At 54.7% G+C, this 21,481-nt stretch carries 13 protein-coding genes, 1 other RNA gene and 1 pseudogene; 12 read left to right on the plus strand and 3 right to left on the minus strand.

The genetic code is table 11. The features are described from left to right. Positions 1 to 27: 27 nt before the first annotated feature. The 4 genes from BLU48_RS23735 (at position 28) to BLU48_RS23750 (ending at position 5,187) form a co-directional block, all read left to right on the plus strand. On the plus strand, positions 28 to 2,838 hold the full coding sequence (locus BLU48_RS23735) for an FAD-binding and (Fe-S)-binding domain-containing protein (RefSeq protein ID WP_057025029.1): 2,811 nt from the start codon (positions 28 to 30) through the stop codon (positions 2,836 to 2,838). 135 nt (positions 2,839 to 2,973) lie between these two features. Further along, positions 2,974 to 3,255 (plus strand): hypothetical protein, encoded by a 282-nt coding sequence (locus BLU48_RS23740; protein ID WP_057025030.1) that lies wholly within the window; start codon positions 2,974 to 2,976, stop codon positions 3,253 to 3,255. Positions 3,256 to 3,348: 93 nt separating this feature from the next. Next, positions 3,349 to 3,746, plus strand: a transfer-messenger RNA (tmRNA) gene (gene ssrA, locus BLU48_RS23745). Between the two features lie 184 nt (positions 3,747 to 3,930). Next, entirely contained in the window at positions 3,931 to 5,187 is a 1,257-nt protein-coding gene (locus BLU48_RS23750) for an integrase domain-containing protein (protein WP_057025031.1), read from the plus strand. Between the two features lie 50 nt (positions 5,188 to 5,237). Here BLU48_RS23750 and BLU48_RS23755 read toward each other — a convergent pair whose 3' ends face one another. Both BLU48_RS23755 and BLU48_RS23760 read right to left on the minus strand, forming a co-directional pair. Beyond that, a complete protein-coding gene (locus BLU48_RS23755; RefSeq protein WP_231988998.1) occupies positions 5,238 to 6,905 on the minus strand; it encodes a hypothetical protein in 1,668 nt (555 codons plus the stop codon). Positions 6,906 to 7,001: 96 nt separating this feature from the next. Further along, entirely contained in the window at positions 7,002 to 8,075 is a 1,074-nt protein-coding gene (locus BLU48_RS23760; RefSeq protein ID WP_167659873.1) for a dsDNA nuclease domain-containing protein, read from the minus strand. Between the two features lie 924 nt (positions 8,076 to 8,999). Between BLU48_RS23760 and BLU48_RS23770 the strand changes: the two genes are divergently transcribed. From BLU48_RS23770 to BLU48_RS23785, 4 genes are read left to right on the plus strand one after another with little or no spacing between them, the layout of a single operon-like run. Beyond that, positions 9,000 to 11,189 (plus strand): coiled-coil domain-containing protein, encoded by a 2,190-nt coding sequence (locus tag BLU48_RS23770; RefSeq protein WP_057025034.1) that lies wholly within the window; start codon positions 9,000 to 9,002, stop codon positions 11,187 to 11,189. An 11-nt stretch (positions 11,190 to 11,200) separates the two neighbouring features. Further along, the gene (locus BLU48_RS23775) at positions 11,201 to 12,907 is read left to right on the plus strand and encodes a LeoA/HP0731 family dynamin-like GTPase (RefSeq protein ID WP_057025035.1); all 1,707 of its coding nucleotides are present in this window, start codon (positions 11,201 to 11,203) and stop codon (positions 12,905 to 12,907) included. Between the two features lie 7 nt (positions 12,908 to 12,914). Then, positions 12,915 to 13,592 (plus strand): cysteine peptidase family C39 domain-containing protein, encoded by a 678-nt coding sequence (locus BLU48_RS23780; RefSeq protein WP_057025036.1) that lies wholly within the window; start codon positions 12,915 to 12,917, stop codon positions 13,590 to 13,592. A 7-nt stretch (positions 13,593 to 13,599) separates the two neighbouring features. Beyond that, positions 13,600 to 13,938, plus strand: coding sequence for a YkvA family protein (locus tag BLU48_RS23785; RefSeq protein ID WP_057025037.1), 339 nt, complete (start codon positions 13,600 to 13,602; stop codon positions 13,936 to 13,938). A 211-nt stretch (positions 13,939 to 14,149) separates the two neighbouring features. Here the strand turns inward: BLU48_RS23785 and BLU48_RS23790 are convergent. After that, positions 14,150 to 14,514 (minus strand): annotated as a pseudogene (locus BLU48_RS23790) (IS66 family transposase); the annotation flags it as partial. Positions 14,515 to 14,838: 324 nt separating this feature from the next. Between BLU48_RS23790 and BLU48_RS23795 the strand changes: the two are divergent. From BLU48_RS23795 to BLU48_RS23810, 4 genes are all read left to right on the plus strand, one after another. Further along, positions 14,839 to 17,664 carry an ATP-dependent DNA helicase gene (locus BLU48_RS23795; RefSeq protein ID WP_057025039.1) on the plus strand — a complete coding sequence of 942 codons (2,826 nt, stop codon included), beginning with the start codon at positions 14,839 to 14,841 and terminating at the stop codon, positions 17,662 to 17,664. Next, a complete protein-coding gene (locus BLU48_RS23800) occupies positions 17,661 to 19,556 on the plus strand; it encodes a DUF7017 domain-containing protein (RefSeq protein ID WP_057025040.1) in 1,896 nt (631 codons plus the stop codon). The genes BLU48_RS23795 and BLU48_RS23800 overlap by 4 nt, the downstream gene beginning before the upstream one ends. A 114-nt stretch (positions 19,557 to 19,670) precedes the next feature. Next, positions 19,671 to 20,291, plus strand: coding sequence for a hypothetical protein (locus BLU48_RS23805; RefSeq protein WP_057025041.1), 621 nt, complete (start codon positions 19,671 to 19,673; stop codon positions 20,289 to 20,291). Between the two features lie 83 nt (positions 20,292 to 20,374). Continuing rightward, entirely contained in the window at positions 20,375 to 21,376 is a 1,002-nt protein-coding gene (locus BLU48_RS23810) for a restriction endonuclease (RefSeq protein WP_057025042.1), read from the plus strand. Positions 21,377 to 21,481: the final 105 nt, after the last annotated feature.

The following is a 21,481-nucleotide window of genomic DNA, read 5'->3' on the forward strand; positions in this document are numbered from 1 at the left end:
CCGGCGTCTGCTATTTCTGGAGGACCGATGAGCCTGCCTGCTGCTTTTATCAGCGACGTCGCACAACTGATCCCGAAAGACCGCCGTTTCGACGACGCACTCTCCACCCTGGCCTTCGGCACCGACGCCAGCTTTTACCGACTGGTCCCACAGTTGGTGATCCGCGTGGAGTCAGAAGACGAAGTGGTCGCACTGCTGCAGCTGGCCCAGCGTGATCACGTGCCAGTGACCTTCCGTGCCGCCGGTACCAGCCTGTCCGGGCAGGCCATCAGCGACTCGGTGCTGATCGTGCTGGGAGACAACTGGAACCATCGCGAAATCCGCGGGCAAGGCACTCAGATACGCCTGCAACCGGGCGTCATCGGTGCCCAGGCCAACGCCTGGCTCGCGCCATTCGGGCGCAAGATCGGGCCGGACCCAGCGTCGATCAATGCCTGCAAGATTGGCGGTATCGTCGCCAACAATGCCAGTGGCATGTGCTGCGGCACGGCGCAGAATACCTACCACACCCTGGCGGGCATCCGCCTGGTACTGGCCGATGGCAGCCGCCTGGACACGGAAGACGCCGCCAGCGTGCAAGCCTTTCGCCAGACACACGGCGCGTTGCTTGAACGCCTGGCCACATTAGGCCGTGAGACGCGGGAAAATACTGAACTGGCGGCAAAGATCCGCCACAAATACCGTCTGAAAAATACCACCGGCCTTTCACTCAATGCCCTGGTGGATTTCGATGACCCGCTGGATATTCTCAGCCACCTGCTGGTGGGCTCCGAGGGCACCCTTGGGTTTATCAGTGCCGTCACCTACGACACGGTGGTCGATCACCCGAACAAAGCCTCGGCACTGATCGTATTCCCGGATGTCGAGACGTGCTGCAACGCGGTAACGGTGCTGAAAACCCAGCCCGTCTCAGCGGTCGAACTGCTGGATCGACGCAGTATGCGCTCGGTGCAGAACAAGCCGGGCATGCCCGCATTCGTACAACACTTATCGGAAAATGCCTGCGCACTGCTGATCGAATCCCGGGCCGCCTCGCCCTCATTACTGCACGAACAACTGACGCTGATCATGGCTTCCCTGGCGGCGTTTCCCGTAGAGAAACAGGTCGACTTCACCGAAGACCCCGTGGAAAACGCTCGCTTGTGGGCAATCCGCAAAGACACCTTTCCCGCCGTAGGCGCCGTGCGCAAGACCGGCACCACCGTGATCATCGAAGACGTCACCTTCCCCGTAGAGCAACTGGCGATTGGCGTGAACCGCTTGATCGAACTGTTCGACAAACATCACTACGACGAAGCCATCCTGTTCGGACACGCTCTGGAAGGCAATCTGCACTTTGTGTTTACCCAGGGCTTCAACAGCCGCGAAGAAGTCACACGCTATCAAGCGTTCATGGATGAAGTCGCGCAACTGGTGGCGGTTGAATTCGGTGGCTCGCTGAAAGCCGAACACGGCACCGGCCGCAACATGGCGCCGTTCGTTGAACTGGAATGGGGCAGCGATGCCTATCAGCTGATGTGGCAACTCAAGCGCCTGCTCGACCCCAACGGCATTCTAAACCCGGATGTGGTGCTCAGCGACGACCCACAGATTCACCTCAAACACCTCAAGCCCCTGCCTGCCGCCGATGAGCTTGTGGATAAGTGCATTGAGTGTGGGTTCTGCGAGCCGGTGTGCCCATCCAAGGGCCTGACCCTGAGCCCACGCCAACGCATCGTGATCTGGCGCGATATTCAGGCCAAGCAACGCGCGGGGGTCGACACCACCGAGCTAGAAGCGGCCTACCACTACCAAGGCATCGAGACCTGTGCCGCGACCGGGCTCTGCGCCCAACGCTGCCCTGTCGGTATCAACACCGGTGATCTGGTGAAAAAGCTGCGCAGCCGCGAGGCCGACCGTACGAAGACCGCCGAATGGCTTGCCAGCCATTTCTCCATGGCGCTGCAAGGCGCACGCTTTACCCTGCACGTCGCCAATGGCGCACGCATGCTGCTGGGCGCACCACGCCTGGCTAAGTGGTCGGCCACGGTGACCAAATTGTCCAAAGGCCAGGTTCCGCAGTGGACCAACGCCATGCCTCAACCGGAAAAAGCCATTCGCTTCAGCCCGGCAGTGTCGGACGAGCGCCCGCGGGTGGTGTATCTGGCCGCCTGCGTCTCACGCGCCATGGGCCCGGCAGCCGGGGATAAAGAGCAGATGTCGCTGTATGATAAAACCCGCAATCTATTAGAAAAAGCCGGTTACCAAGTCGTATTCCCCGACAACCAAGACAGCCTGTGCTGCGGTCAGCCCTTCGCCTCCAAAGGTTACGCCGAGCAGGCTGAACACAAGCGTCAGGAACTGATCGGCGCCCTGCTCCACGCCAGCCGTGGCGGCCTTGACCCGATCTACTGTGACACCAGCCCATGCACACTGCGACTGGTGCAAGACCTGGGCGAAACTCGCCTGGACCTCTACGACCCGGTGCGCTTCATCCGCACCCACCTCATGGACCGCCTCGACTTCACCCCCCAGGAAGCGCCCATCGCCGTACATGTCACCTGCAGCACCCAGCACCTGGGCGAAAGCCAGGCGCTGATCGAGCTGGCCCGGCGTTGCGCAAAAACCGTGGTAATCCCCGAAGGCATTCATTGCTGCGGCTTTGCCGGCGACAAAGGCTTTACCACGCCGGAACTCAACGCCCACTCCCTGCGGTCGCTCAAGGACGCCGTGCAACATTGCAGCGAAGGTATCTCCACCAGCCGCACCTGTGAGATAGGGCTGAGCCAGCATGGCGGCATCGATTACCACGGTTTGGTGTACCTGGTGGACCGGGTCACCCGCGCACGCGCTCACTAACCTGCAAAAAAACAGAACCCTGGCGCGCCAGCGCAGTCATCTGCATAGGCCTCGACAAACGAGGCTCATCAGTGATGTCGCTGGCAGCGGTTGAACGCCAGCAGCGTCGAGCCCTTTTGCGCAAGGAGATACCCTATGAAGCGTTCCGCTCTTGCTGGCTTGTTTATTACCGCTGCGATGCTGGCCTCCCCTGTGTTTGCGGCCGGCAGTGACAAAGACCTGTGCCAGATCAATCTGGATAAAATCAACAACGGCAAGGCCCTGCTCTCCACCGATACCAGTGGTAAAAGCGGCGAAATAGACACCGCCGTTTCCCAGGCCAAGGCCGCCCTCGCGGCAGGTGATGAGAAGAAGTGCATCGAAATCACCTCCAAGGCCCTGCAGGACCTGCAAAACAGCGACAAAGGCGGTCAGTAAGCGATAGGGCCAACCTTCGGGTTGGCCTAGCTGACCTTTTGGCGTACACTGCACAGGCTTGTCACTCACTAAGAAACAACGAGTTACAAGCACGGGGCCGTTTAGGATTCGACGCCGGTTGCGAAACTTTAGGTGCATGCCGAGTTGGTAACAGAACTCGTAAATCCACTGTTGCAACTTCTTATAGTTGCCAATGACGAAAACTACGGCCAGGAATTCTCTATCGCTGCGTAAGCAGCCTTAGATCCTGAGCTTCTGGTACCTTCGGGTCCAGCAATCACCAGGGGATGTCTGTAAACCCAAAGTGATTGTCATATAGAACAGAATCGCCGTGCAGTACGTTGTGGACGAAGCGGCTAAAACTTACACAACTCGCCCAAAGCACCCTGCCCTTCGGGTCGCTGAGGGTTAACTTAATAGAAACGGCTACGCATGTAGTACCGACAGCGGAGTACTGGCGGACGGGGGTTCAAATCCCCCCGGCTCCACCAATCAAACATCTAAAGACGTCCAAGGACGTCTTTTTTTGTGCCTTAAACCCAGCAAACATGGGGCCTTCAGCGCCATCATGATCTATCAGCGTCCATAGACATCCATGCAAACGTGTATTCCAAGTGGTATTCCAAGCTCCCAGCTGGTAATTTTTGGAATACACAAACAGCATTGGGATACACCATGTGCGCCCAAGCCACGCGCCTTTCAGACATGAAAGTCAAAGCCGCCAAGCCTAAGGAAAAGGACTACACACTCACGGATGGCAACGGCCTCCAAATGCGAGTGAGAGTCAATGGCTCAAGGCTATGGAATTTCAACTATATCCATCCCGTGACCAAAAAACGGATCAATATGGGATTAGGTACCTTTCCCGAGATCAGCCTGGCCCAAGCCCGCAAACGGACAGTTGAGGCTAGGGAGCTTGTCGCCCAGGGACTAGATCCGAAAGAGCAGCGCGATGCTGATCGCCAAGTGAAAAAAGCCGCGACAGAGCACACGTTTCAAAACGTGGCGACGGCATGGTTTGAACTAAAGAAAGACTCAGTGACAACTGCCTACGCTGAAGATATTTGGCGCTCGCTCACGCTCCACATCTTCCCGGACATGGGCTCAACCCCAATTTCCGCAATCAGCGCCCCTAAGGTCATCAATTTGCTCAGACCTCTTGAGACCAAAGGTAGTTTGGAGACTGTTAAACGGCTGACCCAGCGCCTCAACGAGATAATGACTTATGGGGTGAATTATGGGCTCATCCATGCTAACCCCCTTAGCGGGATTCGCTCGGTCTTTAAGAAACCAAAAAAGAAAAATATGGCGGCACTGCCGCCCGATGAGCTAAATGAGCTCATGGTGGCAATTGCCAACGCCAGCATTAAAAGAACAACTCGCTGCCTAATCGAATGGCAGCTCCATACGATGACCCGACCCGCAGAGGCCGCCACCACTCGCTGGGCTGACATCGACTTCGAGAAGAAAATCTGGACGATCCCAGCGGAGCGCATGAAGAAACGTCGCATACACATTATCCCTCTCACGGAGCAGTCTCTGGCACTCCTAGAGGCCATCAAGCCCTACAGTGGAAACAGGGAATACGTTTTTCCTGCAGACCGGAACCCTCGCACTCACTGCAACAGCCAGACCGCTAACATGGCGCTAAAGCGTATGGGTTTCGAAGGGCGTTTGGTAAGTCATGGCATGCGATCAATGGCGAGCACCATCCTCAACGAGCAGGGCTGTGATCCTGAGTTGATCGAGGTTGCGCTTGCCCACGTCGATAAAGACGAGGTACGCAGCGCCTATAACCGAGCGGACTACATAGAGCGCAGACGCCCAATGATGAAGTGGTGGAGCGAGCACATCCAGGAAGCGGCCACCGGCAACCTCTCAGTGTCAGCAATCAAGGAAAACAGGGACAGAAAAGTCGTGTCGATACGTTGATCTACGGCCCGGTGTCGGACAAAACCCATGGTTCTCGGATAGAGAGAACGTCATTGCTCCGACACATCGTCGCTGGACTCCTCGACATCGGATTTCATCGTTGCGTACATCTTCTTGAGCAGTGGCTCAATGATGCGCTCCGCCTCGTCCCAGTAGTCTTCACGAAGCATCGAGTACTTCACGTCCAAGTGTATCTCTCTATCGAAGGGGAAGTCCGTTGGAGTCTCCAGTCCAACAATTAGCTGCATGTCCTCCGGCAACTCTTTAGCGATGAACTGAAGCACAGCGGGAAGATTAATATCGTCTTGAGCCTGCTGGTTCGGCGAGTCAATGACGACTGGTATATCGTACGTACCGGTCACACCTTGGCACGTTCGCCACAATGCGGCGTAGTAGGCCAAAATCGACCGAGGTCCGCCGCTTCCGGATAGGTCTGGACGGCTGGTGAGCTTCATCTTTGATGCGTCCACAGGGGGGAGCTGCAGCGCAACACGACCGGTCACGTAGTAGGATCTGAAGTCTTCCAAGATCGCCCGCGTTCTTTTCACGGCGCGCAGCGACTTCATCTTTTCATCTAATGAATCGACCGCACCTAGAGCCTTGTTGATCGCCTCTTGCAGCAGCTTACGCTCGGCTTCGAACGCCGCGAACGCACTTTCTGCGCCCATGCTACCAACGACGTCCTGGAACTTGAGCTCGCCTTTGCTCGTACCCAACAACGTGGAGATGCGCTGATAGTTCTCGTTAAGTGTGCTGAGTTCGGCCAACGCGGTTCTGCATCGATGCCGTACTTCGTTTGCGTCATCCCTAAGGCGTCCAGCGAGTTCACGTAGTACACGCGCGTCCTCAGCGAAATTGAGCAGATCTAGGAATGACTTGGTGTGCTCGGCGTTGCAAGTTGGGCAAACCAGCGGCTCAGAATCTCCAGTGCGCAGATACTTGGCATCGTGGTCATAAGCCGCGAGAGCATCATCGGCCAGCCGAATCTGTTGCTCCAAACTGGAAAGCAAGTCTTGCTCGCGGACAGCAGCACTTCGTAGCATCTCCTGCCGCTGATTCAGCTCATTGACCTCTTGGGTCAGCAGATCGATCTCATCTGCAAAGTTCTCAGGGTTGAGCTTGGGACCGGATAAGGGCAGCGTACGGCTAAAGCGCTCTATAGTACGTTCAAGGAGTTTGTACTCGCGCCGATGCTCCTCAAGAACCTTGGACTCTTGAACCCTCTCTGCTCTAGCACGGTAGTACTCAGGCGGACACACACCAGTGAAGTACTCCAGAATGGCGCTCCAGGGGGAGCTGAATCTTTTGAGCCCGCCAAAGGTGTTCCACTCAGACTGCCAACTGCCGTCCTGATTTACATAGAAAGGCAAGAAGAAGCACGCAGGGTCCGCCGGCCGAATCTCTGACTCCTTCTTGTCAGTGAACACTAGGTTGAAATCAGTGACGTCACAGAAGGCCTGAGACCACTCTCCAAATTTCGAGGTGGCGACAATCATCTCTCGATTGATGTTGAACAACGCACGCCGCCCGTTCTGGTGAAGCGCGAAGAAGTGACGCCCGTCGATAGAGAATTCAAGGAGTGATGCCGTGTTGTCGTCCCATGATTCCAGCTTCCCCTGAGGCTTGGCACCAAGAGTCTCAAAGAGACTGCGAATCAGACTCGTCTTGCCCGTGTGATTCCTCCCCCTCAACAAATTCTTCTTCGGGTGGAAGTTCACGTGCCTCGCCTTCCTGTCGCGATGCGAGAGCAGCCAGATGTTTTCGAATCGGAAGCTTTTCATAGTTCTTAGTTCTCAAGCTACGAACGAGGAATCTCAGTTCGGGTCCACGCATTTCTTAATAGCCCTCATCGCAAAGCGCGCTAGAAGTTCGGCATCACGAAAGCTGCTGAAATCCTGTCTCAGCGCAGCTAACCCCGCCTCGAAATACGGTCGCAGGCCCAACCCGCGCGCATTGGCGTCGAGCCAGACATCACAAAAATCATGAAGAGATTGAACAACAGGCAGCGTCGCGCCTGTGAGTTGCTCACGCACAACTCGGGCCGCCTCCGCACGCATTGCAGTCACCACCATGAAATCCATTCCTTCGCTCTGCAGTTGCGTGAGCCAGTCATTCAGATATGCAGAGTGATCTGGAATGGTCTCGAGCGCACCCAGCGCAGAGATAAACTCGTGCCTTGCGAACCCTCGCTGCTTAACGAGATCGCCGAAAGATGAGCAAGTATCAGTGTGGCGACCTAGAGGAGAAATCTTAGTAACGAGGGATTCTACGAACGATGCGGCTTGGCCCGCATGAGGAGGGCTCCGCTGCGTCAATAGCTCCAGAGCGGACTTGATGACGTAACTGCTGGGCTCATCAGGGTGGATGGCGACTCTCTTCAGTTTGAGCTTCGTCAAGTCTGGAACAGGTGAGCCATCAGCACTAAGCGAATGCAGAGCTTGAGCCAACAATTGCGAATGCTCAGGGGCGAAATCTGCCAGTGAGCAAGGCATTGACGTTGCAGCATTTCCTCCGGCAGCGAGGGGAATGTCACATCCAGCATTTGAAATGAAGTAGGCCTCGACGGGCAGTTTATTGAAGGCTGCAAGACTGAGCTGAAGCTTTCCTAGTGCACTGTCACTGACCTTTGTAAATGTGGGTGTTACTGCCTTTGATGCAGTTGTCGAGCTCTTTTTCTTAGGAGGCGCCGTTGTCCCAGTGAGAACGGACCACGTCCACTCTCCACGGTCCTTCTTTTTCACCTGATAAACACGAGCGCGCGTAGGAGTATTTACTGAGTTTAGTTCCGTGACATCTTGCACTGTCTCGAAAAGGAGCAAGAAGTCCGGTTCGTTCGCCCGCTCCATTTCCACCATTCGGAGCACCGCCCACCAGCGCTGAAAGTCCACGCCCTTAGCACCATGCCCTCCACCTGTCTCAGTGAGACCTGGTTTGTTCGCGACGAGAAGTAACTCTGCGGCACCAGCCGATATGGACAAGGCATCCTCCCTATGCACTTTCGCCACCAAGGATGGCACGCTGCAATCATCAATCACATTTTGAGGACTGTAAAGGTATTAGGCATTGCCTTACCTCTTCCAAGGATGATGAGGCTGACATAGGCCATTTCGCACGACTGCCTTTATTAAGGCGACTCGTACAAAATAATCACTTGCCAATCTTTTGGAAAAATACTCAGTGCTACATCACCGCCATGATAACCACGTCATTGAGCTCCCAATGTAAATGCAATGCCCTCTCTGTAACGCCAGCAAAATTGCTTCACTCTGAACGACCATAAAAATAGGCGCGACCATTGGTACCGTCGGCGGTGCCGCTCGGGGCTTCAGCGCAACTCTAGCAAGTGGGCCGGATGGTGAGCTCATCGGCGATGTCGGCGGCTGTGCGCGCAGCGCCCAACTGGGCGAGTCGCTCGAACACCACGTTCTGGCTATACGGCTACAGAGGTAAGTAGACATACCTTCTTTAGCCGTTCGTTGAGCTCATGCCGTGCACTGCGCCGAGGTCTGAGCGATAAGCAACATGCGCCTGGATTCCAACTCTTCGAAATAAGTGCTCGCCACCACGTTAAAGTTTTTTCTCTGACGGCCGATGTCCAGATGCCAGCATTGTACCAATGACGCGGGTGATCCACTGAGCTAGCAAGGACGATAAGGTGCTCAACCTGCCCGCACTACGCCTCCTTACTTGCCCTCAGTTTGCCACGCTGATTGGGTGCCCCTGCCTGAACACAACTTGCGCAGCCCATGAATTTGGATAGCCAACAGATCGCTGCAGAAAATCGAGCCCATTTAGTCAGATAGGAAGACACCATGACTGCAGCTGAAGACCTCTCCGAAGGCCTCTATCTTAAACTTATCGATCACATCAGCACCTTGCTCAAAGCCTTGGCACGGGGTGCCGACGATCCAAGCCTAGCCTCGGCCCAAGCAGAGGCGCAGAGCAAACTGCAGGAAATCGAACAGGCGCTGACCAAGGCAATTAACGAGTTAAAGGACAACGCTGAACACAAGACCTTCACCGTTGCGTTCTATGGCGAAACCAACGCTGGCAAGTCTACGCTGATCGAAACCTTGCGCATCTTGCTCAGGGAAAACACCAAACGTGAGCAACGTCAGCGCTTCCTCGCCTTGCAGCAGCAGTCGGGGCTGAGCGAAGCGGCGTTGCAGGCACTGGAAACCGAAATCGAGTCGCTGGGAAGCCGCTTGGCTCAGGCCGAAAGTGCAACAGCCGCCACCGATGCTCGCCATGACCAGCGCCAAGTCGAACAGCAGTTGCAAGAAGACGCCCTGCGCACGCGTATCGAAGAGCAGAAACGAAGCGCTAATCCGATCCAGCGCATTCTCAACCTGCTGCGCAAGCTTCCCGAAGAAATCGCTCTGGTGCAGTTGCAGGCCGGCTCCTCCGTGCTGTCCGTACAGCGTGAAACCGAAATGACCACGCTACGTCAGCAAAGCGAAGATATTCAGTCCCTGCTAGCCGAAACCTGCCAACGTCATGCAACGGCACTGGATGGTCTACAGCAACTGGCCGCCTTCGAAGACGGCAGCATCATCGGTGATGGCCGCGCTGACTTCACCCGCCAAACCCAAGCGTATGCCTTTGATTCAGAAGGGCAGCACTTTCAGTTGCTCGATGTTCCCGGCATCGAGGGTGACGAAAGCAAGGTCAGCGAGCAGATAAGCAACGCGGTCAAGCGTGCCCATGCGGTGTTCTACGTAACGTCCAAAGCGGCACCTCCGCAGACCGGTGATGCAGGCTGTCCTGGTACTCTGGAAAAAATCAAGGCGCAATTGGGTGCGCAGACGGAAGTCTGGACGCTCTACAACAAACGCATCACCAACCCAATGGCCCTGCAAAAACCCGCATTGATCAGCCCTGACGAGCAGGCCAGCCTGGATGATCTTGACCAGATCATGCGCAAGCAGCTGGGCGAGCATTACCAGCGCAGCATGACCCTCTGCGCCCTGCCCGCGTTCTATGCAGCAGCCGATTGCCTGGTACCACGCTCCACGATAGCGACCAGCCGCAAGAAATTCCTCGATGCCATGGCGCCAGACGCGCTGCTGGAAAAATCCGGCGTCAAGCAGTTCTATCGGCACCTGACCCGAGACCTGGTCATAAACGTACAGACCAAGATACGCCGCTCGAACATGAACAAGGTTCAACTGGCGGTAACCGATGTTTGCTCAGAAGTGAAAGCCATCCAGGTCGCGCAGTTCGCTCCGTTGGCGAAAAAACTGCACGAGGAAGCCGAGAATGCCTGTCACCAGTTGCAAATTGCGTTTAAGTCCCTCAACAGCCGCCTGAGCAATGCGGGCGAGCAGGCCATCGGCGAGTTTGAAGACGCCGTGCGCAACCGCGTTTACGACAGCATCGACGACGACATCAGCAATGATGATTTCAAAGAAGCACTGGAGCAGGCGCTACAGAGTGAGCAGTCGGCACTGCAGGAAAAACTCCCCACAGCACTCGACAAGCAAGTCGAGCAGTTCCAGAAGAATGTCAGCGAAATCGTCCAGCGTTTCGAGGCTCATGCCAAAGACCTGCTGGCCGGCTACTCACAGATCGGCAAGGCACGCCTGGCCGGAGACTTCAGCCTGAACGTGAACATCGACAACGGGATCAACGTCGTAGGCTTGCTGGCCAGCCTGGCCGGTGGTGCAGTGTTGTTCTGGAACCCCGCCGGCTGGGTGCTGATGTCCATTGGCGTGGCGACGCTACTGGTCGGTCTCGCAAAGGCCGTGTGGAGCTTTTTCGACAGTGACTACAAGAAAGGCCAACAGCGCAAAGCCACCGACAACAACCTCGAAAACGCTTGCGAGGCGATCCGCGACAGTTTCCGCGAAACCCTCGCGCAGGCGCTGCCGCCACTGGAAGAGAAAATCGAACAAATCCGTACCGTTCTTCGGCAACCCGCCCTGCAGGCACGGCACATCAACCAAAAACTCGACGCTGCCCACCTCGGCCTGAAAAAGATAGCCAGCGACCTCAAAGCATAAGGAACTGCACCATGAACTCGACCCTTGAGCTCTTTCTGAACCAAAACAACAAGGCTCTGGCACTGCTGGACAAACTGCGAGTGTTCCTCGAAAAAGGCACGGCACTGGGCGTCAACATCGACCCGACACTGCTGAGCAAGCTCGAACATGCCAGTCAGAACCTGGCCAACGACAAGCTGAAAATTGCCCTGATCGGTGGTTTCTCTGAAGGCAAGACGTCCATCGCTGCGGCCTGGATGGAGCGTCTCGACAAATCCAGCATGAATATCAGCCAGCAGGAGTCATCGAACGAGGTGAAAGTCTACGAAGTAGATGACAACTTCGTGCTGATCGATACCCCAGGGCTGTTCGGTTTCAAGGAACAGTTCAACGCCGATATCAATGCGATGGAGAAGTACAAGGACATCACGCGCAAATACGTCAGCGAAGCACACCTGGTGCTGTACGTGATGAACTCGACCAACCCGATCAAGGACAGCCATAAAGATGACCTGAACTGGCTATTCCGCACGCTCGACCTGCTGCCGCGCACCGTTTTCGTGTTGAGCCGTTTCGACGAAGTGGCCGACGTGGAGGATGAGGCCAGCTATGCGCAGCACCTGCAGGTCAAACGCAGCAATGTGGAAAGCCGACTTCGCGAGTCCATCGGCGCCAGCGACGCGGAGGTGGCGGCACTGAGCATCGTCGCAGTGGCGGCAAATCCGTTCGACATGGGCACCGATTACTGGCTCGAGCGGATCGAGCAGTTCAAGACACTTTCGCACATCAATAACCTGCAACAAGCAACCGCCGGCAAAATCCAGTCCAGCGGCGGCTCTGCGGTAATCGTCGAGCAAGCGCGAAAGAGCGTGATCCTCGACGTGCTGCACAAAGAGTTGCCAGTGGCGGTGGAAAACGACCAACGCCTGGGCGAAGAAGTAGAGCGCCTCAGCGGCGTCAGCCGCACGCTCAGTCGTCAGCTCGATAGTGCCAAGGGTCAGATCGGTGAGGTACGCATTGGCCTGCGCGAATTTGTCACCCGCTATTTTTCCGGGTTGATCATGCGCACTGAAGGGCTGACCCAAGAGACCTTCAAGGAGTTCTTCGAGCGCGAGATTGGGCGCGATGGGGTCATGGTGACCACACGCCTGCAAAACGAATTCGATCGTCAACTCAACGGGGTGAGCCAGGAGCTCAGCCGCATGCGGCTGAGCTTCGACTCCGAAATCGATCACTTCAACACCAACGTGATCAACCTGGGCAAGCAAGGCGTGAACTATGTGATCAAAGGCAACCTGATCAACAATGGCACCATTCTGGCTGCCCGAGACGGCATCGTCAGCGTAGCCAAGACCCTCGGCGTAGATTTGGGCAAGGCACTTAAATTCAAGCCTTGGGGCGCGGTTAACCTGGCGAAAAACCTCAACGGCATCCTGTCGGTTGCAGGCCTGGCACTGGAAGCTTGGGACAGCTATGAGCGCAAGAAACGCGAGGATCAGTTCAGACAGGCCATTGCAGAGATGGTGGACAACTTCAACAACCAGCGTGAAGAACTGTTGAACATGATTCAGGACGTCTCGTTCGAGGAGCGATTCTTCCCTGACTACGCCTCGCTTGATGCCAATGCTGCTGATGTTCAGGTCGCCATCGATACGCAGAAAAAGCTACGTGAACAATTCCGGGAATGGCGCCAAACCGGGGAATTGATCGAAGCCGAATTCACCCGGATCGAGGGCTGAGATCATAATGAACACGATGTGCGTAAGCCGCTGGTTAATGGTTTCCCCAAAGGGCCCCGAAACTTGCGCAGAGAATGGCGCCCTGGTGCATCTGCGCCAGGGCGATGCCGACGGCGCTTGTGGCCCATACGCGCTGATGATGGCGTTGCTCACACTCGGCGTGCTAGAGCGTAAAGAGATCACTGATATGAATCTCTGGGATGGTCGCAGCCGCGAAGGCAAGTTTCGTAGCGCGCTGATCTCCCATGGCGCGCTGATTTCCTCCGGAACCAACGGCGAGGATCTGGCTAGCCTTGCCCAACACTTCCGTGGAAGTGGTATTGAAGTCGAGCACGTGACAGGCAGCAAAAAACAGCTAGTCAGCGAACTACGCGATGCGCTGGACAGGAACGGCATTCCATTGATAGGCGTAAGCTGGTCGAAGCATAGTGGCCACTGGATGATGGTCGTGGGCCATCAAGGCTATGAACACGAAGGTCAATATCAACTGACCCATTTGCTCTGTCTTGACCCTAGTACTGAACCCCCCAGGGCCTCCCTCTGGAACGCAGTGATTGAGGTATTCACTGAAGAGGGCCAGTCAGTGTCGCGCGGTATCTACAGCAGTAATCACTGGGGAATGGACGGCCATACCAGCACCTGCAAGCTTGATGAAGCGGTTGTGCTCGAATGCAATGAGGAGTGATAAAAACATGTCAGACAACGCATTTGAAAAGGACTACTCGGACAATTCCTTCTGGGAAAAAATCAAAAGCCATGCAAAATCCGCAGGCGAGGCCGCCCTCGAGCCAGCGCTGAAGATGTATTACGCCGCAACAGATTCGGATACCCCAACGTGGGCGAAAACTACCATTTATGGAGCGCTGGGATATTTCATCTCGCCGATCGATGTCATCCCGGATATCACTCCAATCGTAGGATACACCGACGACATCGGCGTTTTATGCGCGGCTTTGGCCGCAACCGCGACCCACATCAAGGCCGAGCACGTGACTCGGGCGAAGCAAACACTGAAACAGTGGTTCTCCTGATCGCAACGCGATGCCTCACGCAAGACTGTGTTTGAGTGAGCATCGACAAAACCGGGCCATCACAATCTGACACTCCATGCGTCCCAGACTCCTGGATTACCAGCCCAGCCCCTCAAGACGCGTCACCGACTTGAACGCGACAACCATCACATCAACCTTACACGGCGCGGTCACCATGCGTCCGGCCATCACACCTTGCGTGACTAGACCGTTAGCCAGTATGCGGCAGCAACTGGTCGACTTCACTCACCAGCTGCGTCGGCAGGCGCGTGGGAACATCCTTCTGATACGCGTACGGATCATGTCCATTCAGTAGAGAAACTGGATCAAAAGCATAAGCGCAGCCGCCCGTTTACCGCTGCGCAACGAACCTACAAAGAGCCAGTTCTTGCGCCCAAGTGCCAACGGCCGAATTTGGTCCGCCGCCCAATTATTATCAACAAGTACGGCTCCACCGTCGAGGTAGCGCAACAGAGCTGCCCTGCGTTTCAGGCTGTAGTCCAGCACTCTGCTGAAAGCCGAACCTTCGGCCACGAGATAGCGCTGGATGATCATCCAGGCATGCAGTGTACTCATCACCGGCGCGGACACCATGCCCTTAATGCTGGAGTTCGAAAGGTGTGTTCCCGGTACGCTTTCGATAATTTTAGGTTACGCTTCGCACCATACTGCACCAAAGAAAAAACCGAATTAGCCGGCTTGTTTCTGAAGAACAAGGCAGAGCGCTACATGACTCTGTAGGTGACCGCAGGCTGGTGAGACCAACACCACGAAATGGTGAGATTATGGGGGGATGGCGAACAGTTTAACTAAGCTGCTACCCGCAAAACTGTCACAGCAGTCTCCTGTGCGTACAAAATTCTGCATGCCCTCGAGATTGTAGGTGGATAAATACAACAAATGAATTCGAATAATTTTTATCCTCTAAAAGCTCGCTGGCCCCAGCTGTATCAGCATGCATCGTTTGCCGAATTCTACGTGTTTTCAGATCCGCACACGGCGGCCATCAAGATGCGCTGCTTCGCTGAAGTCCTGGTTGGCATTCTCTACAGAGAGCTGAGACTTCCGAGCGAACCGACAGATGGTTTTTTTGAAAAGCTCAAATTGCCGGATTTCCGGGAGGTTGTCGGCGACACCGTCCTCCAAAAGCTCCACGCCCTTCGGATGCTCGGCAACAAAGCCGCCCACGGCAACTCGATGGGTGCCGATATTTCCCTTCTACTGATTGAGGAGGCATACCTTATCGGTCAGTGGTTTTACAAGACCTACAGCGGGGAATGTCTCGACGAGTATCCGCCCTACACTGCTCCGACTAAACCCTCTGAGCATCTCGCAGAGGTGAGCAAGGCAGGAGAAAACCTTGCTAAACAGTTGGCAGCTGCAAAGGATGAGTTGAGCCTATTGGAGGCTGCGGAGAAAGCCGCCCAAGCCGAAATAGCAACCCTAAACCAGACGCTTGACGAGGCTAAACTCCGAGATTTCAAAAACTCGGCCGCGCGGGTCACCGAAACAATCGATTTCAAATCCGCGCGCACGCGCAGGCTGATAAGCACTAACGACGCCTTCGCCGGGTATTCACTGACTGACGGACAGGCGGAGCTGATTAACCGGCTGGAACGATTCCTCAACGGCAATGAGGAAAGCGTGTTCCTCCTCAAAGGCTACGCGGGCACCGGCAAAACCTTCGTCACCAAGGGCCTGACCGAGTATTTTCGCGCGATAGGCCGAAACTACGTTCTTGCCGCGCCGACCGGCAAGGCGTCAAAAGTAATCGCCAGCAAGACAAAGTCACCCGCTTACACGATTCACAAGACCATTTACTCGTTCGACGACATTTCTGAGTACCGCGACGCCGGGATGGACGGAACCGAGACGTTCAAGTTCTACGCTCAAGTGGCGGTGAACAGCCTTTCAGCTGATACGGTCTACATAGTGGACGAGGCGTCCATGATTGCGGATATCTACCAAGAGGCGGAATTTTTTCGTTTCGGGACGGGATACCTGCTTGCCGACTTCCTCAAGTTCGTGAACCTAGACCACAACGATCACAGCAAAAAGGTGATTTTCATCGGTGACGACGCGCAGTTGCCACCGGTGGGCATGAGCTTCTCGCCTGCTCTGGACGCGGATTACCTATTGCGCAAGCATCACACACGCTCGACCGGGTACGAACTGTCGGAGGTGGTTCGGCAAAAATCGGAAAGCGGCGTAATCGCAAACGCAATACCGATTCGAAAGTCTTTGCAAGCCAAGGTTTTCAATCAACTGGTGATCGATTTCGACCATCCCGACGTCCAGAAGGTGGAACACCAGGATCTGATGTTGCGCTATCTCGAGTCCTGCGGCGGCAAGATTAACGGGGAATCCATAGTCATCGCGCACTCAAACTCCGATGTTGGGGACTACAACCGCCAAATCCGAGAGCATTTTTTCCCAGGCTGTCCAGAGGTTATGCCCGGGGACAAGGTCATGGCCGTCTCGAACAGCGACGCCTGCGGGATATTCATCTCGAACGGTGATTTCGGCTTGATCCGGCAGGTAATTTCCTCCCCGGAGAAACGAACCATTACGCTTAAAAGGAAAGTCCCTGACTCGGGGAAACTCGAGGAAACACCGGTTCTGCTGACGTTTCGTGATGTAGTGGTAGGCTTCAAAGATCTGGAAGGCGTTGCTCGTTTTTTCCAGATAAAAATCCTGGAGGATCTGCTCTACAGCAAGGAGCCTGGCCTCTCGTCCGATCAGAACAAGGCACTCTATCTGGATTTCTGCATTCGCAACGAAGGCATTAAGAGGAACAGCGCCGAGTTCAAGCACAAACTGAAAACCGATCCGTATTTCAACGCGCTGAGGCTCAAGTTCGGCTACGCAATCACCTGTCACAAAGCCCAAGGCAGCGAATGGAATCATGTGTTTGTGAAATCCAAGAGCCACCAAAGCCAGCTGACAGCCGACTATTTCCGCTGGTTCTACACCGCAATCACGCGCACGGCAAAAAACCTTTATTTGCTCGACCCGCCGAACCTGCAACCGTGGAGCCGCATTGAAATCGTTTCGAATCCTGCTTTGGACTTTCTTCAATTCCCGAATCCGCTGAAGGATATTCTTGCCATGCCCGCCAGCCCACAGCAGACGTCTGTGGCCCTTGCTCTGCAGAACTCCGACACATTTGGCATTCCCCCGACGGCGTCGTTTCTGCTTTCTCTGCTGGCCGAGGTCTGCAAGCTGATCGACGGCCAGGGCATCGCCATTGAGGAGGTGTTTCACAATCAATACCAAGAGGTTTACCACTTCAAGCGCGAAGCAGAGTTTGCTCGGATAGACATCGCCTACAACAGCAGGAACAAGGTTACCAGCGTCGCTGCCCCCCGCCTTACGGACCTGGGCGCCAAGTTGGCAGCTCTACTCGCTCCGCTCAAAGGCAAGCCACTGTTTGCGGGCACAGACTCCCCGATTATCGAGATGCGCTTCGCCAAGCCATTCCTGAACGATTTCCACGAGAGGGTTCTCAGCCTTTGCGGTGAGAGCGGCATTGCCGTTCAGAAGGTTGTAGAGCAGCAATGGTCCCAGCGATACAGCTTTGCCAAAGATGGCGCGGTCGCCGTTTACGATGTCTGGTACAGCGCGAAAGATCAATTCACGAAGTGCCAGCCACTGATCAGCGCCTGCTCGCCGGGCTCGTTGGTCGGTGACGTCGGCTTACTTCTTACAAAAGGAATGCAGGGGTGATTACAAACAAGGAGGTTTTCGCCAAACGCAAGGAAGGTGCGATCGATGAGGCATATCGGATGGCACTGGAACTGATGGGGGCACCGCAAGTAGATGACTGGGACCGGAAAGCATTCTGCTGGACCCTGATCGACCTCATCAAGCGGGACGCCAAAAGCGGGAACCAAGAGAACCTGCCCCACTACCGCAATCAACTGGAAGGCAGCAAAGTCGACCTCTCAGACGACGTGCTCGCCAAGGGGATTCGTAATGCCCTGGCGCTGTGCAATTCCCACGGGCAGCAGATCAGCCAGGCGAAAGCCCTCAGCAAGGATGGCCAGCATGCGCAAGCAGCTGTCGTTTATCGCACGGTGTGGGCCGACGGCGCCGCCGACAAGGAAACCCAGACTGGCCTTGGATGGGCGTTGTTCAAGCACTCCAAGGAGTTGATGGCTGCCGACAGCGTTAACCTCGGAGCCATCAAGCGCAACCTGCACGACTATCTCAAGCTGGATGTTGAAAAGCCTTCGCTGCTGCACGCATGCGTACTTCAACTTGCCGCGAAACTCGCAGGGCAGGACAAATTGAGCATGCTTGGTTTTTCGCGCCTGTGGAAACTAGAATATCTGCGCTCGGAGGATTTCGAGCGCTATCGAGCGGAGGACGGCAAGGAATACCCGTCCTTGGCGGAGAAGGTCATCCAGCAGGCAGGTAAGGAGGCCAGCGCCTCAACCAACGCCGAAGACCAGAATTACATGCTTCCCCATATCAACGCGGCAATCGAGCGATTTCCCGACAACATCTGGCTGAAACTCGATAAAGCGAAGGTGCTCTTGTCCTTGGGCGCGCATGACGAGGCCTTAGCCTTCGGGCTCCAAGTCGCTAAGGCCAAGGCAAACGACTACTGGGCTTGGGGGTTACTGGGGGACATCGTTTCTCGCACCGACCAGCAAGCGGCGCTCGGCTGTTACTGCAAGGCACTGTCCTGCCCCGCCGATGAAAAATTCACGGGAAAAATCAGGCTCAAAGTCGCTCAACGAATGTTGGAATGCAATGACTTGTCTGCCGCCAAGCGCGAAATCGAGACGGTTATCGCCTCCAAGGAGAATGAGGGCCACAAAATTCCCGAAACCGCGGCTCAACTCGCTTCTCAGCCATGGTTTGCCGAATCGCAGGCCAGCGCTTCAAACCGCGCCTTCTATCAGACTCATGCGGCAGCTGCCGAAACTCTGCTATTCAGCAACTTGCCTTGGCAAGATGCCAACATTGGCGAAAAATTTACGGTTCCAGGCAAAGAGGACAAGCCGAAGCGGAGGTTATTCCTGAAAACCTCCTCTATCCCGACAGAGGTGAGCATTTCCGAATCCAAGGTTGGACGCAAGAAGCTGGCTCCGGGCAATGCGGTCAGGATCAAGGGCGAGTTTGACGACAATCAGAGGTTCAGGATTTTCGTGCTGGAAGACAGGCCATCCGAAACGCTTTGGGATGTTTTTCCGGAAAAAACAGGTGTGATCGACCACATCAACAAGGACAAGCACGTCCTCCACTTCATCGTCGACCGCGAGATAGAGGGTGTAATCCCTCTTTCCGAACTGTCCGGTTCTTTCGTTGAAGGGGACTCGATAGGTCTAAGGCTATCCCGATACACGTCAAAAAAAGGCCAGGGGTTCCGTGTGCATCAGGCTTGGTCGACCGACAAACAGCCAGATGCACATGTCAAAAAGGCATTCTGTGAGGAGGTCCGCGTATCCAATGGCATGGGCTTCACGGAAACCGACATCTTCGTTGCGCCCCCGCTTGTGACAGAGCACGGAGTCGAGGATGGCCGGAAAATATCTGGCACTGCTGTGCTGAGCTACAACAAGAAGCGGGCTTGCTGGGGGTGGAAAGCCGTTTCGATTGACGCAGAATGACTAGTGCCGTTGCTGCGGCGCCTCAGGAGGCTGTTGGTCGTGTTGTGGAATGCGGGGTTGGAGTGAGGCGTCTACCAGCGCCTCAGATTTGGCATAGAGAGAAAGGAAGTAGATTTGAAATCGACTCCGATTCAACGGATCTTGGCTCAGGGTCACTTTGATGGGCTGTGTCTGATTTATTCTCTGTTCAATGCGTACAAAGCACTGAGAAGCCCTAGCGAAAAAGCTTCAGATTTTGCGTACAGGAGCTCAAATTTTTGGAGGCGGGTGATTAGTAACACGCCATCCCTTCACAATTTCGTACTGGGCGAAGGTAGTGACTTCGGGAAGCTCAGGAACGCGACAGACGCCAAGGTCAAGCAAGCGTTTATCGCTACCTGCTTCGAGGTGATGACCGATGGATCTGCTGTGTCCTCGGTGGTTACTCCCTCCAACATTGAGTCTCTGGCAACGATGAATTTCACTGACTCGGTGGCGATTCTCTGTGTGAAGGAGAAGGCTGAATTCGAAGAGGGTGGGATGGGGGATCATTGGGTAGCGATTGTTGGACGTGAAGATGACACCGCGGTTTACCTTGTGGCTTGCTCGTACACGAACCATGCCTATGGACTCAATGAGCGAAAGGATGCCAAGACGGGTCGATACTATAATACGACCATCGAAGTGGACCGCATCGCCACATCCACTTCTTACCCCGACAACATCAACGTTATCCAGCTCGTTTCAAGCTCATAAAAATCCCTCGGTGATACTAGAGCTGATGCGGTGCAGGCGTGGTTGGCGCGCTTTTGACGATTTTTCAGTTCAAGGAAGTTGAAATGTCTTACCAATTTTACGGCAGAAATATTCCCAAAAGCATTTCATGCATCAACGTCGAACCATTTTTGGATAAATTATCCGAAATCACCGAAAATTTTACCGCTATACCTGAACAGTTTTTTAAAATTTGGAACGCGATATGGTGGATTGACGTTACAAGTGGCTTTCCCGAATTTAAAGAGAAACTGGCTGAATATGCATTATTGTGCCAGTTACCGCCTGACCTAGAGCAATATCTAGATTACGACGTTTCTGAGCTTACTATTACCCAACGCTTTCATGTGTTAGTGACGTTGCTAGAAAGTGAAAATGTGGCGGAAACCTTTGAGAAATATACTGAGCCTGAAAGCTTTAAGTGGTATATGGCTAGCTTTAATCTCCACAGAAACGGTGATTTATCCGAAGATGTGCTGGAGCGCATGTCAAAAGGTTTTAGGGATTTTTGTTATGAAATAGGTCACTTCCAGACGGCGCTTCAGTCGATAGTCCCGAAACGGGATTCAATTATTCAGGTCTTTTCTACTCAAAATATCCGGTACGCAACGGGTGAGCTGAATTTCGATAAAATACTGAAGGTTATGAAATCCCAGTTTGGTGAGCCTCATAAAGGATACATCGCATACAAGGGTGTCATTATTGGGCGCTTGCTGAGCCAATCTTCCAAGGTTGTGGTGAAACCAAGCTCGACTGCAGTGGGATTGAGCCTTGAAAAAGCCGTGTTTGAGCTTTATCGGGTCATCGGTTATGCCGTGTCTGAAACGAGCGCAACGGGTGATTTTGGCATAGACATTCTTGCTCAATCGAATACCGAAAAAATCGGAATCCAATGCAAGAACTACGCTGGAACGGTAGGTGTGGAAGCCGTAATGCAGGCGCACTCAGGTGGGCACTACTACGGTTGCACCCGTTTTATCGTCTATAGCGCTAGTGGATTCACCCCAGCAGCTCTGGAAATGGCGACCAAACTCAAGGTCGAGCTTCTGATTTACAAAGGTGCTTGATGCGAAAATATATCCGTGCTGGACTGCGCGACAGTCCAGAATGGGAGATCTTAAAGGCTTGATTTTGCGTTTGGGGTCAGCGTGATGACCTCTCTCGGTCTCATT

The organism is Pseudomonas synxantha (genome assembly GCF_900105675.1).
In the GTDB taxonomy this organism is placed as follows: Bacteria; Pseudomonadota; Gammaproteobacteria; order Pseudomonadales; family Pseudomonadaceae; genus Aquipseudomonas; species Aquipseudomonas synxantha.

What these genes read in the sequence shown, in the direction of transcription:
- BLU48_RS23795 (WP_057025039.1), top strand. Translation starts at nt 14,839, where the DNA reads ATGAATTCGAATAATTTTTATCCTCTAAAAGCTCGCTGGCCCCAGCTG.
- BLU48_RS23810 (WP_057025042.1), top strand. Translation starts at nt 20,375, where the DNA reads ATGTCTTACCAATTTTACGGCAGAAATATTCCCAAAAGCATTTCATGC.
- BLU48_RS23735 (WP_057025029.1), top strand. Translation starts at nt 28, where the DNA reads ATGAGCCTGCCTGCTGCTTTTATCAGCGACGTCGCACAACTGATCCCG.
- BLU48_RS23775 (WP_057025035.1), top strand. Translation starts at nt 11,201, where the DNA reads ATGAACTCGACCCTTGAGCTCTTTCTGAACCAAAACAACAAGGCTCTG.
- BLU48_RS23740 (WP_057025030.1), top strand. Translation starts at nt 2,974, where the DNA reads ATGAAGCGTTCCGCTCTTGCTGGCTTGTTTATTACCGCTGCGATGCTG.
- BLU48_RS23770 (WP_057025034.1), top strand. Translation starts at nt 9,000, where the DNA reads ATGACTGCAGCTGAAGACCTCTCCGAAGGCCTCTATCTTAAACTTATC.
- BLU48_RS23785 (WP_057025037.1), top strand. Translation starts at nt 13,600, where the DNA reads ATGTCAGACAACGCATTTGAAAAGGACTACTCGGACAATTCCTTCTGG.
- BLU48_RS23750 (WP_057025031.1), top strand. Translation starts at nt 3,931, where the DNA reads ATGTGCGCCCAAGCCACGCGCCTTTCAGACATGAAAGTCAAAGCCGCC.
- BLU48_RS23780 (WP_057025036.1), top strand. Translation starts at nt 12,915, where the DNA reads ATGAACACGATGTGCGTAAGCCGCTGGTTAATGGTTTCCCCAAAGGGC.